This window comes from Streptomyces sp. NPDC048516 (assembly GCF_043199875.1).
In the GTDB taxonomy this organism is placed as follows: Bacteria; Actinomycetota; Actinomycetes; order Streptomycetales; family Streptomycetaceae; genus Streptomyces.
In genome coordinates, this window is sequence record NZ_JBICWS010000007.1 from 231,809 (window position 1) to 245,706 (window position 13,898).

A 13,898-nucleotide genomic window follows, 5' to 3' on the forward strand; every position below is an offset into this window, starting at 1 on the left:
CGTGTCGGTCAATTTGTCCAAGGGGCAGGGCATCAGCCTGCAGAAGTCCGACGGCGGAAGCCTGACCGCGGTGCGGATGGGGCTGGGGTGGCGCTCGGCGCCGCGCCGTGGTCTGTTCGGCAGGCGGACCAGCGAGATCGACCTCGACGCCTCGGCGGTGCTCTTCGCCGACAAGAAGCCGATAGACGTCGTCTTCTTCCAGCACCTGGTCAGTGACGACGGCGCGGTCCGGCACACCGGCGACAACCTGGTCGGCGGCGCGGGCCAGGGGGGCGACGACGAGGCGATCCTGGTCGACCTGGCGCGGGTGCCGGTGCACATCGACCAGATCGTGTTCACCGTCAACTCCTTCACCGGCCAGACGTTCGCCGAGGTGCAGGACGCGTTCTGCCGCCTGGTCGACGAGACCACGGGCCAGGAGCTGGCCCGGTACACCCTGACGGGCGGCGGCGACTACACCGCACAGGTCATGTCCAAGGTGCACCGCGTCGGCGACGGCTGGCAGATGACCGCCATCGGTGAGCCCTCCGTCGGCCGCACCTTCCAGGACCTCGTGCCGGCGATCGTGCCGCACCTGTAGTCAGCACCGTCCGGCCACCACCGCCGCGGCGGCGCGTACCGGGCCGCGCCGTCGAACCCCTGGGCCCGCGCCCGGGGCAGGGCCCGGCATGCCACAACCACCAGGGGGAACAACGATGACGGCCGAGCTGGTCCGGGGGCAGAACCATCCACTGGACCGGACGCGGGTCGAGATCCGGGTGACGGCGGGCTCTCCCGTCATGGCCGGGGTCACCCTCGGCGACGAGCAGGGCAGGCTCGCCGGCGCCGAGGCGGTGGCCCACCCTGGCGCGCCGCGGCGCACCGGCATCGAGGTTCCCCGTCAGGCGGCCGCCGAGCACCGCATCGCGGTGGACCTCGACGCGCTGCCCGCCGCCGTCCACCGGGTGAGCGTGCTGCTGGCACTGACCGGCGGGGCCGGCGCCCTGAGCACCTTCGGGCCGGCCGCCGCGCCCGCCGTCACGGTCACCGGCCTCGACGGCACCGGCCTCGCCCGCTACACCGTCACCGGCCTGGGCGCCGAGTCCGCCGTCGTCGCCGTGGAGCTCTACCGCCGGCAGGGCGGCTGGAAGGTACGCGCCGTGGGCCAGGGGTACGCCGGCGGCCTCACCGCGATGCTGGACGACCAGGGCCTGCCGCAGGCGGCGGAGCTGGCCGCGGAGATCGAGGAAGCGGTCAGCCGGGGACGGGCCCGCGCGGTCCCGGCGCCCGCCCCCGTGGCGGCGAGCCGGTCCGAACGGCCCGGGCCCGGCCCGGCCGCCCCGGCCCGGCCGTCCCCCGCGCACCCTCCCGCATCTGACGGCCCGGCACTCTTGGGGACCGGACCCGGAACCGCCCCCGGAACCGAAGCGCAGGGCGGGGCCGAAGCGCAGGCCGGGGCCGGAACCACCGGCACAGCGCCCGCGCCCGCGGGCGGAGGCCCGGTCGACTACCGCCATCCGAAGCGCCGCGGCGCCCCTGCAGCAGCTGGTCCCGCACCGGCCGGTGCCGCACCGGCCGGTCCCGCACCGGCCACCCCCGCACCGACCGGCCCCGCACCCGGCGGTCCGGCACCAGCCGCCCCCGTTTCCTCGCCGGACGGCGGCCCCGCCACCGCCCCGCCCGACGGCCCCCCGCTGCCCGTGGCCGGTGACGCCGCCGGCTGGAGCATGGAGGAGCGGCTCTACAACCAGGTGTGGGGGATGTTCGAGGACCTGGCCCGCTCGGTCGCGGCCTACCGCAGCGCCTCCGGCTTCGCCGAGTCGCGCCTGGAGCAGGAGCTCGACCAGGCCCTGTCCGACCCGCGCAACCGCCTCGGCACGGCCGCCGACGACGCCCGTGCCGCCGCCCGCGACAAGCACGCCGCCCTCGTCACCCAGGCCCGTGCCGCCCTCGACCGTGACCTCGCACAGCTCGCCGCCGAGTCGGCGGTCGTCGAGCCCGCGCTGCCGCCCGCCTTCGCCCGCTGGGACAACCCCGTCTGGCAGGGCTACCAGGCCCCGTCCACGCGTCCGCTGGCGTTGCGCCTGGGCGATCTGCACCTCCCCGAAGTGCTCGACCTGCGCATTCCCATGCTCGTACGCCTCCCCCTGGAGCGCGGGCTGTGGATCGACAGCGGGCCCGATTCCTTCGCCGCGGGCACCGGCCCCGACCCCGGGCGCGACATTCCCCGGCGGGAACTGGGCAGCGCGCTCACGGACGGGCCGCCCGACGAGGCCGAACTGCGCCGGCTGGCCATGGAGACGGCCGTGGCGATCGCCGCCCGGCTGCTCGCCATCCACCCCGCCGGTGACTTCGCGGTCCAGGTCATCGACCCGGGCGGTACCGCCGCGCCCGCACTCGCGCCGCTGGTGGAGAGCGGTGTGCTGCCCGCCGCCCCGGCGCCCGGCGCCCAGGGCGTGACCGCGGTGCTGGAGGCGCTGACACGACGGGTGGACCTCGTCCAGATGGCCGTGCGCCACCGCGCAGCGGATTCCCTCCCGCCGGATCTCGACACCGCCGACCAGCTGCTGATCGTGCACGACTTCCCGCACGGCTTCGACGACCGCGCCCTCACCCGGCTGCGTTACCTGGCCGACGAGGGGCCGGCCGTCGGCGTGCATCTGATGATGGTCGCCGACCGCGCCCAGGCCCGGGACCACGGTCCGCTCCTCGACCCGCTGTGGCGCTCGCTGCTACGGATCACACCGGTGCCCGATGCCCATCTCGCCGACCCCTGGGTCGGTCATGCCTGGACGTACGAGCCCCCGCTCGTCCCGAAGGGAAGTCAGGTGGTGCGGGAGGTGCTCGGCCGGGTAGCGGCCGCTCGTCGATCGCCCTGACCAGGCCCTTTGTATTTTTCTTTACTATTCCTTGCCCTTCCTTTACGCTTCTGGTGCGGAGGGGAGTATTCCCGCTACGACGTACCCGTCATCACGGACTGCGAGTGTGACGCGATCCCGGGGCGTCGGCCCCGTTCCCCCGTCCGGCGGAGCGGGGCGGAAGAGACCTCCGGCAGCGACGACGCTGTAAGTGCCGTACGACTCTGCCGGAGGAGCAGTGGACGTTTCCCTGAACCTGTGGGTGCTGACCATCCTTGGTCTGTGCGCCCTGATCACCGCCGATTTCTTCATCGGAGGACGCAAACCGCACGAGGTCTCCCTCAAGGAGGCCGGCATCTGGACCGGTGTCTGGATCGCGCTCGCCGGGCTCTTCGGGCTCGGGCTGCTGCTGTTCGGCGGTGCCGCGCCGGCCGGTGAGTTCTTCGCGGGCTTCATCACCGAGAAGTCCCTGAGCGTCGACAACCTCTTCGTCTTCGTACTGATCATGGCGAAGTTCGCGGTCCCGGCGATCTACCAGCAGCGGGTGCTGATGGTGGGCGTGCTGATCGCGCTGGTGCTGCGGGCCGGCTTCATCGGCGCGGGCGCCGCGATCATCGCCAACTTCTCCTGGGTCTTCTACATTTTCGGCGCGTTCCTCATCTGGACCGCATGGAAGCTGATCAAGGAGGCCCGCGCCGAGGAGGAGGACGAGGAGTTCGAGGAGAACCGCTTCCTCAAGATGGTCGAGAAGCGCGTCCCGTCGACCGACACGTACCACGGCACCAAGCTGTTCGTCGTCGAGAACGGTAAGCGGCTGATGACGCCGATGCTGATCGTCATGCTGGCGATCGGCACCACCGATGTCCTCTTCGCGCTGGACTCCATCCCGGCGATCTTCGGCCTCACCCAGGACCCGTACATCGTCTTCACCGCCAACGCCTTCGCCCTGATGGGTCTGCGGCAGCTGTACTTCCTGATCGGCGGACTGCTCAAGAAGCTGGTCCACCTCTCGTACGGCCTGTCGGTCATCCTCGGGTTCATCGGCGTGAAGCTGGTGCTGCACGCCCTGCACGAGTCCGGGGTGCCCGTTCCGGAGATCGGCATTCCGGTGTCGCTGGGCGTCATCTGTGCCGTCCTGATCGTCACGACGATCACCAGCCTGCGCGCCTCGAAGAAGCAGGCCGCGGCCGACGCGGCGGTCAAGGAGCGCATCGACGTCTGACGCCGGTCCGCACGGCGCACGCGCGCCCGGTTCCCGCTCCTGACCGGAGCGCGAACCGGGCGCTGTCATGCGTAGGGGGCCTTCGGGGGAGGACCCGGTGGACCCTGCGGTGCGCTGTTGCCTGGCTTACCAGCCGCGCTCGCGCCACTCGGCGAGGTGCGGCCGCTCCGCGCCGAGCGTGGTGTCAAAGCCGTGGCCCGGATAGACCCAGGTCTCGTCGGGAAGTTCGCCGAAGAGCCTGCGCTCCACATCGTCGATCAGGCGGGTGAAGTTCTCGGCGCTGCCGAAGGTGTTGCCGACGCCACCGGGGAACAGGCAGTCCCCGGTGAACAGATGCGGGGCACCGTGCGGGTCGTCGTAGACCAGCGCGATGCTGCCCGGTGTGTGCCCGACCAGATGGCGCGCGGTCAGCTCGACCCGGCCGACGGTGAGGGTGTCGCCGTCCTCGACCAGTACATCCGTGGGGACGGGAATGCCCTCGGCGTCGTATCGCCCCGCGTAGGTCCGCGCACCCGTCGCGTCGACGACCTCGCGCAGCGCGCCCCAGTGGTCGCCGTGCCGGTGCGTGGTGACCACGGAGCCGATACCGCTGTCGCCGATCAGTGCGAGAAGGGTGTGCGGTTCGGCGGCCGCGTCGATCAGCAACTGCTCATCGGTCGCCCGGCACCGCAGCACATAGGCGTTGTTGTCCATCGGACCGACCGCGACCTTCGAGATCATCAGGTCGGTCAGCTCGTGCACGTCGGCCGGTCCGCCGACCTTCACTGCTCCGCTGTAGCCCATGGGACCACTCTAGAGCGGCGGCACCGCGGGCAGGACGGAGCCGTGACCGTCGAGTGCGCCGTCCCCGCCGCGTCCGGTGAGCCAGCCCACCAGCGCGACCGCGGAGCCGGTCACCACCACGGGCCGTTCCCCGGCGCCCGTCCCGGTGGCGAGGCGGCCGGTGCGCCACCGGCGGCCGTCGTCGGACCGCAGTTCCAGCGGCGGCAGATCCGGGTGACCGGCGAACTTGACCGTGGCCAGGAAGGCGAGTTGGCGCTCGGCGAAGTCGGGGGAGAGCTGGTCGAGGGTGTGGCCCACGCCGAGGTCGACATGGTGCAGTTCGAGCTCGGCCAGCCGGCGCAGCGGCAGCCGGTCGGCCCGTTCGACGACGTTGTTGCGCATCTCGACCTGGTAGGCCCGGCGGTCCCGCGGCAAGGCGTCCATCGCCTTGTCGAACCGCGCCGCGGACTCCCTCAGATCTTCCAGATGCGCCGCCAGCGGGCGGTCGGCGCCCCGCTCGATATCGGCGGCACGGGCCTCGGGGCCGGCGTACATCGGCGTGGGCACATCCGTCCGCGCCCAGGTGAGGAGGTTTCCCAGCGCGTCCGCGTTGCGGGCCAGATGGGAGAGGACATGGCCGCGGGTCCAGCCGGGCAGCAGCGACGGCTCGCCGATCGCCGCGTCGTCGAGTTTGCTCACCGAGACCAGGAGCCGGTCGGTGGCCTCTCGGACCGCTGCCACATCGTGCGGGAAGTCAGGCGGGGTGAGGGTCATGGTCCGACGCTAGCGCCGTCGGGGCGGGTTCGGGAGTGGGCCGGCTCCGATCGAGGCGTACGCGGGCGGAGCGGGCGGCGCGCGTCGGGCTGAAGGATCCGCCGGTCTGCGCCGCCCGCCAGGTGCATTGATCACGCGCGTGGTCAGCAGTCGTGATCGATACGGCCAGGGCCTGTCTGCACGGTCCCCGGGGCCCGGAGGTCAGGCCGCCGCTTCGGCGGGCGTCCCGAACCAGAGCCGGAGTGCGGCGTCCAGCCCGTCCGGGCCGCCGGGGGCGTCCCCCGCCCAGGCGGTGGTGCCGTCGGGACGCACCAGCAGGCCGGCCGGACCGGGCCGCCCCGGGCAGCTCGCCGTGACCACCCGTATCCGGCCGCCGTATCCGGCGGCGTGCTTGCGCACCTCAACGTCCCCGGCGAGATCGAGCAACAGCCCCTGCCCGCCGTGCAGATGGTCCGCGAGCCGGGTGCCGTCACCGAGCTCCAGGTCGGGCGCGCTGCGGCCGGTCAGCGGATGGTCGCCGGGCAGGTCGTAGCGCTGCCACACGCCGGAGATCTTCTTGGCGAAGAAGGTCGTGGCGGCGGCCGTCCCGGTCAATTCGGCGATCACCCCGCGCAACGCCCGCGCGTGCGACTCCGGCCGCATCAGCGCCACTTGGGCCCGGGTCCACTCCAGCACCCATGCCCCCAGCGGGTGCCGCTCGGCCGTGTAGCTGTCGAGCAGCCCCTGCGGTGCCCACCCGTGCACCGTGGCGGCCAGCTTCCAGCCGAGGTTCATGGCGTCGCCGATGCCGAGGTTCAGCCCCTGGCCGCCGAACGGCGAGTGCACGTGCGCCGCGTCACCGGCGAGCAGCACCCGCCCCGACCGGTAATCGGGCACCTGGCGCGCGTTATCGGTGAACCGGGTCGCCGAGTGCACCGCGTGGATCGTGACGTCCGGGACCCCGGACACCTTCCGCAAAGAGGCCTGCAACTCCTCTGCGGTGACGGGGGATTCGCGGTCCGCCGGCGGCCCGTCGAACTCCACGGTGAGGATCCGGCCGGGCACCGGGCCGTGGACGTAGGTCCCCGTCCGGGTGAAGTTCCAGCCGGCACCCAGGGCATCGGCGCCGGTCATCTCGACGAGGGCCTGATGGCCGGTGATCTCCGGGGCCGTCCCGGGGAAGGCGAAGCCGGCGAGCCGGCGGACGGTACTGCGGCCGCCGTCGCAGCCGGCCAGCCAGCCGGTGCGCAGCGACCCGCCCGAGGTGTGGACGTGCACACCGTCCTCGCCGGCGTCGAAGCCGGTCAGGGTCACCCCGCGGCGCAGGTCGACGCCCAGCTCGGCGGCGCGGGCGCCGAGCAGCCGCTCCAGGGCTTCCTGGGGTACGAGGCCGACCTCGGCGGCGGCCCCGGTGCCGTCGAAGTCCGGGTCGGACCCGTCCAGCAGGTCACCGCGCAGCATGATGCCCGCGAAGTGCCCGGCGAACTTCGGCGGCTGCTTCATCCCGGTGGCGCCGGCGGCCTGGCGCTGCCGCACGAACGAGCTGACCCTGTCGTACGCGTCGCGCTGGGCGGCCGCCAGGGCGGGCAGCATCCCGCGCCGGTAAAGGGCCTCTGCCGTGGGGGAGTTGACCGCCCCTGCCTTGATGGTCGTATCCACGTCGGTCAGCCGCTCCAGGACGACGACCGACACGCCTGCCAATGCGAGTTCGCAGGCGAGCATCAGCCCCACCGGGCCGCCCCCTGCCACCACTACGTCCGCGTCATGGTTCATGGAGGAAAGTGTAGTCACTATAAATTTGTAGTGACTAAATGCGGGTCTAAACTTCCGGCCATGAAGGATGTCGTGACGGACGAAGAGCGGCGCGGCGGTGACGAGGCGGGGCCTCGCGACCGGTGGGAGGAGGCGGGTTTCACCGAGGGCGACGGGCGGCTGACGCTGCGCGAGCGCAAGAAGCTGCGTACCCGGCAGCGGATCTCCGGCGAGGCCACGCTGCTGTTCATCCGGCGGGGGTTCGACAACGTGACCGTCGCAGAGGTGGCCCGCGCCGCCGAGGTGTCCACGATGACGGTCTTCAATTACTTCCCGCGCAAGGAGGACCTGTTCCTCGACCGGGTCCCCGAGGCCCGGGAGCTGATCACCCGCGCCGTCCGCGGGCGCGGCGCGGACGAGTCGCCGCTCGCCGCGCTGCGCGGGCTCGCTCTCGGGCTGCTGGCACAGCGGCATCCGCTGGCCGCCGTGGGGGAGGGGTTCGAGCACTTCTGGCGGACGCTGCTGGACTCGCCGGCGCTGCGCGCGCGAGGCCGGGAGGCGCTCGAGGAGGTGGAGAACACGCTGGCCGCGCTGCTGGCCGAGGCGGCGGGCGGCGAAGCGGACCGCCCCGGCCCGGATGCCCGGCTGGCCGCGGCGCTGATCGTCGCGGGGATCCGGGCGGCGGGTGCCGAAGCGCTGGCCCGGCAGTTCGGGGGTGACCCGGTGGACGAGGTGGCCGTTGAACAGGCGGAGGTGCTGCGACGCACCTTCGACGCGCTGGAGCGTGCGCTGTCCGGTGTCGCCTGAGGGGAGTCCGTCCGGTCCCGCGGCCGTGCGGGGCGCAGGAGGCGCACTGGGCGTGGGAGGCGCACTGGGCGTGGGAGGCGTACGGCGAGCGCGGGTGCGCGGCGGGGCGGGAAGATTGTGGGGCCGCCACACGTTCGGGTGAAGAGGGCTTGCGAACCCCCTAAATCGAATGCGCGTGCTATAGGCTCGTGTGTGGCATCCCAAAGACAGTGCCGCGGCGGGCCCCATACCCTGGGGCGGGGGCTCCGCTCCGCTCCGTTGCCTCTGCTCATCCACCGCGCGGCGGACGCAGAGCCGCGGCCCCCGCCCCCTCCAAGAAAGGTGCCGACCGGCGTGGCCGACCGTCTCATCGTCCGTGGCGCTCGCGAGCACAACCTCAAGAACGTCTCGCTCGACCTCCCCCGCGACTCCCTCATCGTCTTCACGGGGCTCTCCGGGTCGGGCAAGTCCTCGCTCGCCTTCGACACGATCTTCGCCGAGGGGCAGCGGCGCTATGTCGAGTCGCTCTCCTCCTACGCCCGGCAGTTCCTCGGGCAGATGGACAAGCCCGATGTGGACTTCATCGAGGGCCTGTCCCCCGCGGTGTCGATCGACCAGAAATCGACGTCGCGCAACCCGCGCTCGACGGTCGGCACGATCACCGAGGTCTACGACTACCTCCGTCTGCTCTTCGCCCGTATCGGCAAGCCACACTGCCCCGAGTGCGGACGGCCGATCGCCCGGCAGTCGCCGCAGGCCATCGTCGACAAGGTGCTCGAACTCCCCGAGGGCAGCCGCTTCCAGGTGCTCTCCCCGCTGGTGCGCGAGCGCAAGGGCGAGTTCGTCGATCTCTTCTCCGACCTCCAGACGAAGGGCTACAGCCGGGCCCGGGTCGACGGGGAGACGATCCAGCTCTCCGAGCCGCCGAAGCTGAAGAAGCAGGAGAAGCACACCATCGAGGTGGTCGTCGACCGCCTCACGGTCAAGGAGACCGCCAAGCGCCGGCTGACCGACTCCGTCGAGACCGCCCTCGGGCTCTCCGGCGGCATGGTCATCCTCGACTTCGTCGATCTGGACGCGGACGACCCGCAGCGCGAGCGGATGTACTCGGAGCATCTGTACTGCGCCTACGACGATCTCTCCTTCGAGGAGCTGGAGCCCCGCTCCTTCTCCTTCAACTCGCCCTTCGGCGCCTGCCCGGACTGCACCGGCATCGGTACGCGCATGGAGGTCGACCCCGAGCTGATCATTCCCGACGAGGACCGCTCCCTCGACGAGGGCGCCATCCACCCCTGGTCGCACGGCCACACCAAGGAATACTTCGGCCGCCTGGTCGGCGCGCTCGCGGACGCCCTCGGATTCCGTACGGACATCCCCTGGGCCGGGCTGCCGGCCCGCGCCAAGAAGGCGCTGCTGAACGGCCACAAGACCCAGATCGAGGTGCGCTACCGCAACCGGTACGGCCGCCAGCGGGCCTACACCACCCCCTTCGAGGGCGCCGTCCCGTTCGTCAAGCGGCGGCACTCCGAGGCGGAGAGCGACAGCAGCCGGGAGCGCTTCGAGGGCTATATGCGCGAGGTGCCCTGCCCGACCTGTGAGGGCACCCGGCTGAAGCCGATCGTGCTCGCCGTCACGGTCCAGGAGAGGTCGATCGCCGAGGTCGCGGCCATGTCGATCAGCGACTGCGCCGACTTCCTGCGGGACATGAAGCTCACCGCCCGCGAGAAGAAGATCGCCGAGCGGGTCCTCAAGGAGGTCAACGAGCGGCTGAAGTTCCTGGTCGACGTCGGCCTGGACTACCTCTCGCTGAACCGCGCGGCCGGCACCCTCTCCGGCGGTGAGGCCCAGCGCATCCGCCTCGCCACCCAGATCGGCTCCGGCCTGGTGGGCGTGCTCTATGTCCTCGACGAGCCGTCGATCGGCCTGCACCAGCGCGACAACCACCGGCTGATCGAGACCCTGGTGCGGCTGCGCGACATGGGCAACACCCTGATCGTCGTCGAGCACGACGAGGACACCATCAAGGTCGCGGACTGGGTGGTGGACATCGGCCCCGGCGCGGGCGAGCACGGCGGCAAGGTCGTGCACAGCGGCCCGATGAAGCAGCTGCTGGCCACCAAGGAGTCGATCACCGGCCAGTATCTCTCCGGCAAGAAGGTCATCGCGACCCCGGACATCCGGCGGCCCGCCGACCCGTCGCGGCAGCTGACGGTCCACGGCGCGAAGGAGAACAACCTCCGCGACATCGACGTCTCCTTCCCGCTCGGAGTGTTCACCGCCGTCACCGGTGTCTCCGGATCCGGTAAGTCGACGCTGGTCAACGACATCCTCTACACCCACCTGGCACGCGAGTTGAACGGCGCCAAGTCGGTCCCGGGCCGGCACACCCGGGTGGCGGGCGACGACCTGGTGGACAAGGTCGTGCATGTCGACCAGTCGCCGATCGGCCGTACCCCGCGCTCCAACCCGGCCACCTACACCGGCGTCTTCGATCATGTCCGCAAGCTCTTTGCGGAGACGATGGAGGCCAAGGTCCGCGGCTATCTGCCGGGGCGTTTCTCCTTCAACGTCAAGGGCGGCCGCTGCGAGAACTGCTCCGGCGACGGCACGATCAAGATCGAGATGAACTTCCTGCCGGATGTGTATGTGCCGTGCGAGGTCTGCCACGGTGCGCGCTACAACCGGGAGACGCTGGAGGTCCACTACAAGGGCAAGTCCATCGCCGAGGTGCTGGACATGCCCATCGAGGAGGCGCTGAGCTTCTTCGAGGCGGTGCCGACCATTTCCCGGCATCTCAAGACGCTCAACGAGGTCGGCCTCGGGTACGTCCGGCTCGGCCAGTCCGCGCCGACGCTCTCCGGTGGTGAGGCGCAGCGCGTCAAGCTGGCCAGCGAGCTCCAGAAGCGCTCGACGGGCAGCACGGTCTACGTCCTCGACGAGCCGACCACCGGTCTGCACTTCGACGACATCAGCAAGCTGATCAATGTGCTGTCCGGCCTGGTGGACAAGGGCAACACGGTGATCGTCATCGAGCACAACCTCGATGTGATCAAGACGGCGGACTGGGTCGTCGACATGGGCCCCGAAGGCGGCAACGGCGGCGGTCTGGTCGTCGCCGAGGGCACCCCGGAGGGCGTCGCCTCGATCCCGGCCAGTCACACCGGCAAGTTCCTGCGGGAGATCCTCGGCGACCGCGTCAGCGATGCCGCGCCGGCGGGGGCCACCGCGAAGAAGCCGGCGGCCAAGAAGGCCGCGGCGAAGAAGACGGCCGCCAGGAAGACCGCGGCCCCGCCCAAGAAGACGACGGCACGGGCCCGCAAGGCCACCTGACACCGTCGGCCGGTTCCCGCCGGGCCGTCACCGCTCTCCGTACGAGAGACGGTGGCGGCCCGCTTCGGTATGGAGAAAGCGGAAGGATGCGGAGGAAGCGGAAGGGTACGGAGGAAGCGGACGAAGAAGCTCCGCCGCGCCGCCGCTTCCCGGCCGGCGCCGTGGCCCCGCCCCGCTGCTGGTCCGCTAACGAGCCCCGCTGCTGGTCCTCTACACCGCCTTGAGCCGCCTACGCCGCCTACGCCGCCAACTCCGTGGCGAACGGCGGTTCCGCGCCCGCGCGGGAGCAGGTGACGGCGGCCGCGCGGGCGGCGAAGCGCAGGATGTCCCGCCAGTCGTCGTCACCGAGAGCGGCGACTGCGGCGTACGAGAGGGCGCCATGGGCATCCAGGCGGTGCAGGAGCGCGGCGTTGACCGTGTCGCCGGCCCCGATGGTGTCGACGACGGTGACCCGCTCGCCGGGGACCGTCAGCTCACCGCCGCCGCGCCTCAGCACCGTCAGACCGTCGCCCCCACGGGTCAGGACGATAGCCGCGGGCCCCGCAGCCAGCCATTCCTGCGCCGCCGCGGCGACCGTCTCCCACGCGTCGCCCGGCGCCGCGCCGTCCCCGGCACCGTCCCCGGCACCGGCCAGCCACAGGGCGTCCTCCTCCGACAGCTTCAGCAGAGCGAGGTCGGGGAGCCAGGAGCGGAAGCGGGCCCGGTAGGCGTCCGGGTCCGGGATCAGACCGGCCCGGATGTTGGGGTCGAGCGCCGTGAAGACGCCGCGCCGGGCCTCGCGGCGCAGCAGGGACTCGTACGCGCTCGCGCCCGGTTCCAGCACGAGCGAGCAGGTGCCCAGGGAGAGCGCACGGACCCCGGCGGGCAGCGCGGGCGGCAGGGTGAAGAGCCGGTCGGCGGTGCCGTCCGCATAGAAGCCGTAGCCCGCCGACCCGTCCGGGCTGATGTCCGCCACGGCGAGGGTGGTCGGCTCGCTGCCGCGCTGCACCAAGGAGGTGTCGACGCCGCCGCCGACCAGCCCCTGGAGCAGCGCCTCGCCGAAACTGTCGGTCGAGATCCGGGAGCAGAACGCGGCCGGCGAGCCCAGCCGTCCCAGCGCGACCGCGGTGTTGTACGGGCCGCCGCCGCGCCGCGGCAGCAGCGCCGGCAACCGGTCGTCCGAGGTGGGAGCCCCTTCCGTGCCCTGGCGGGAGGGGGGAGCGGCCTGGGGGCTGGGGACGAGGTCGATCAGCGCCTCGCCGGCGACGACGATCACGGGATGGGGTTCCTTTCCTGGGTGGCCGGGGGCGTGGCCGGGGCGGGTTCGGCGCAGCCGCACGACGTACGGTGCACAAAGGTGCAAGGGAGGCGGACGGTGCGCGGGGGCCGGTCCGGCTCCGCCAGGCGCTCCAGCAGCAGCCGGACCGCCGCCGCCCCGATGTCCTTGCTGGGCTGGGCGATCGCGGTCAGCCGCGGCGTGAACAGATCGGCCCACGAGAAGTCGTCGAAGCAGGCGAGCGCGATATCGCGGGGTACGTCCAGGCCGAGCTCGCGCAGGGCCCGGAGGGTGCCGATGGTCATCGCGTTGTTGGCGGTGATGATCGCGGTGGGCGGTTCGGGGGCGGCCAGCAGATGGTGGGTGGCGCTCTGGGCGCCCGCCGCCTCGGAGTTGCCGCCGGCGAGGAGTTCGGGTGCGAAGGGCAGGCCGTGGGCGCGCAGGCCCTCGCGGTAGCCCTGGACCCGCTCGGTGGTCGTGCTCAGGCCGGGCAGGCCGGCGACCAGACCGATCCGGGTGTGCCCCGACTCGGCCAGGTGCCCGACCAGTTGACGCACCGGGCCGGTGTTCTCGGCGCACACCTGGTCGTGATCGTCGCCGACCAGCCGGTCCAGGAACACGGTGGGCACCTCACGGCGGGCCAGATACTCCACCATCTCGGCGGGCTCCGCGGACGGTGCCACGATCATGCCGTCCACGCGTCGCTCGTGGAGCAGCTGGACGACCTTGTGCTCGTGCCGCGGGTCGTCGTGCGGATCGGCGATCAGCAGGCTGTAGCCGGCCTCCAGGGCGCCGGCCTCGACACCCTGGAGGATCTCGGTGAAGTACGGGTTGCTGATCGCGGAGACCGCCAGGCCGATCGAGCGGGTGCGGGAGGTGACCAGGGAGCGGGCCAGGGTGTTGGGGGTGTAGCCGAGCTCGTCGATGGCGCCGAGCACCGCGGCACGGGTGCCGGGCCGCACCGGGCGGGTGTCGTTCAGCACATGCGAGACCGTGGCGACGGAGACCCCCGCACGCCGTGCCACATCCGTCATCGTCGTCATCCGGCTCTTCCTCCCCGGGCGTGCGGCACCCCGTCGGTGCCGCGGCCTCCCATGGCCCCATCCCGCGAGTCCACCACATTACGAGCACTCCACCGTAAACGTAAACGCTTGCGTAAGCGTTTACGTCCAAGCTACCTTCCCGGCATTGCCATCCCGCA

At 71.8% G+C, this 13,898-nt stretch carries 10 protein-coding genes; 5 read left to right on the top strand and 5 right to left on the bottom strand.

Annotated features, from left to right (window positions below; genetic code table 11):
- Position 1 precedes the first annotated feature (1 nt).
- The 3 genes from ACGFR7_RS16765 (at position 2) to ACGFR7_RS16775 (ending at position 4,059) form a co-directional block, all read left to right on the top strand.
- Positions 2 to 580 carry a TerD family protein gene (locus tag ACGFR7_RS16765; RefSeq protein WP_393319088.1) on the top strand — a complete coding sequence of 193 codons (579 nt, stop codon included), beginning with the start codon at positions 2 to 4 and terminating at the stop codon, positions 578 to 580.
- Between the two features lie 115 nt (positions 581 to 695).
- On the top strand, positions 696 to 2,858 hold the full coding sequence (locus tag ACGFR7_RS16770; protein WP_393319091.1) for a TerD family protein: 2,163 nt from the start codon (positions 696 to 698) through the stop codon (positions 2,856 to 2,858).
- Positions 2,859 to 3,075: 217 nt separating this feature from the next.
- The gene (locus ACGFR7_RS16775) at positions 3,076 to 4,059 is read left to right on the top strand and encodes a TerC family protein (RefSeq protein ID WP_393319094.1); all 984 of its coding nucleotides are present in this window, start codon (positions 3,076 to 3,078) and stop codon (positions 4,057 to 4,059) included.
- 126 nt (positions 4,060 to 4,185) lie between these two features.
- Here ACGFR7_RS16775 and ACGFR7_RS16780 read toward each other — a convergent pair whose 3' ends face one another.
- From ACGFR7_RS16780 to ACGFR7_RS16790, 3 genes are all read right to left on the bottom strand, one after another.
- Positions 4,186 to 4,842: an MBL fold metallo-hydrolase gene (locus tag ACGFR7_RS16780; RefSeq protein ID WP_393319097.1), complete on the bottom strand. Its 657-nt coding sequence runs from the start codon at positions 4,840 to 4,842 to the stop codon at positions 4,186 to 4,188.
- Positions 4,843 to 4,851: 9 nt separating this feature from the next.
- Positions 4,852 to 5,595 (bottom strand): maleylpyruvate isomerase family mycothiol-dependent enzyme, encoded by a 744-nt coding sequence (locus tag ACGFR7_RS16785; RefSeq protein ID WP_393319100.1) that lies wholly within the window; start codon positions 5,593 to 5,595, stop codon positions 4,852 to 4,854.
- Between the two features lie 201 nt (positions 5,596 to 5,796).
- Entirely contained in the window at positions 5,797 to 7,347 is a 1,551-nt protein-coding gene (locus ACGFR7_RS16790; RefSeq protein WP_393319103.1) for an FAD-dependent monooxygenase, read from the bottom strand.
- Between the two features lie 60 nt (positions 7,348 to 7,407).
- Between ACGFR7_RS16790 and ACGFR7_RS16795 the strand changes: the two genes are divergently transcribed.
- Both ACGFR7_RS16795 and uvrA read left to right on the top strand, forming a co-directional pair.
- On the top strand, positions 7,408 to 8,133 hold the full coding sequence (locus tag ACGFR7_RS16795; protein ID WP_393319106.1) for a TetR/AcrR family transcriptional regulator: 726 nt from the start codon (positions 7,408 to 7,410) through the stop codon (positions 8,131 to 8,133).
- A 333-nt stretch (positions 8,134 to 8,466) separates the two neighbouring features.
- A complete protein-coding gene (gene uvrA, locus ACGFR7_RS16800; protein WP_393319108.1) occupies positions 8,467 to 11,442 on the top strand; it encodes an excinuclease ABC subunit UvrA in 2,976 nt (991 codons plus the stop codon).
- Positions 11,443 to 11,680: 238 nt separating this feature from the next.
- Here the strand turns inward: uvrA and ACGFR7_RS16805 are convergent, their stop codons facing one another.
- Positions 11,681 to 12,697, bottom strand: coding sequence for a carbohydrate kinase (locus tag ACGFR7_RS16805; protein ID WP_393319111.1), 1,017 nt, complete (start codon positions 12,695 to 12,697; stop codon positions 11,681 to 11,683).
- Positions 12,694 to 13,740, bottom strand: a complete 1,047-nt coding sequence (locus ACGFR7_RS16810) for a LacI family DNA-binding transcriptional regulator (protein ID WP_393319114.1) — start codon at positions 13,738 to 13,740, stop codon at positions 12,694 to 12,696. Before ACGFR7_RS16810 ends, ACGFR7_RS16805 begins: the two co-directional genes overlap by 4 nt.
- Between the last annotated feature and the right edge of the window lie 158 nt (positions 13,741 to 13,898).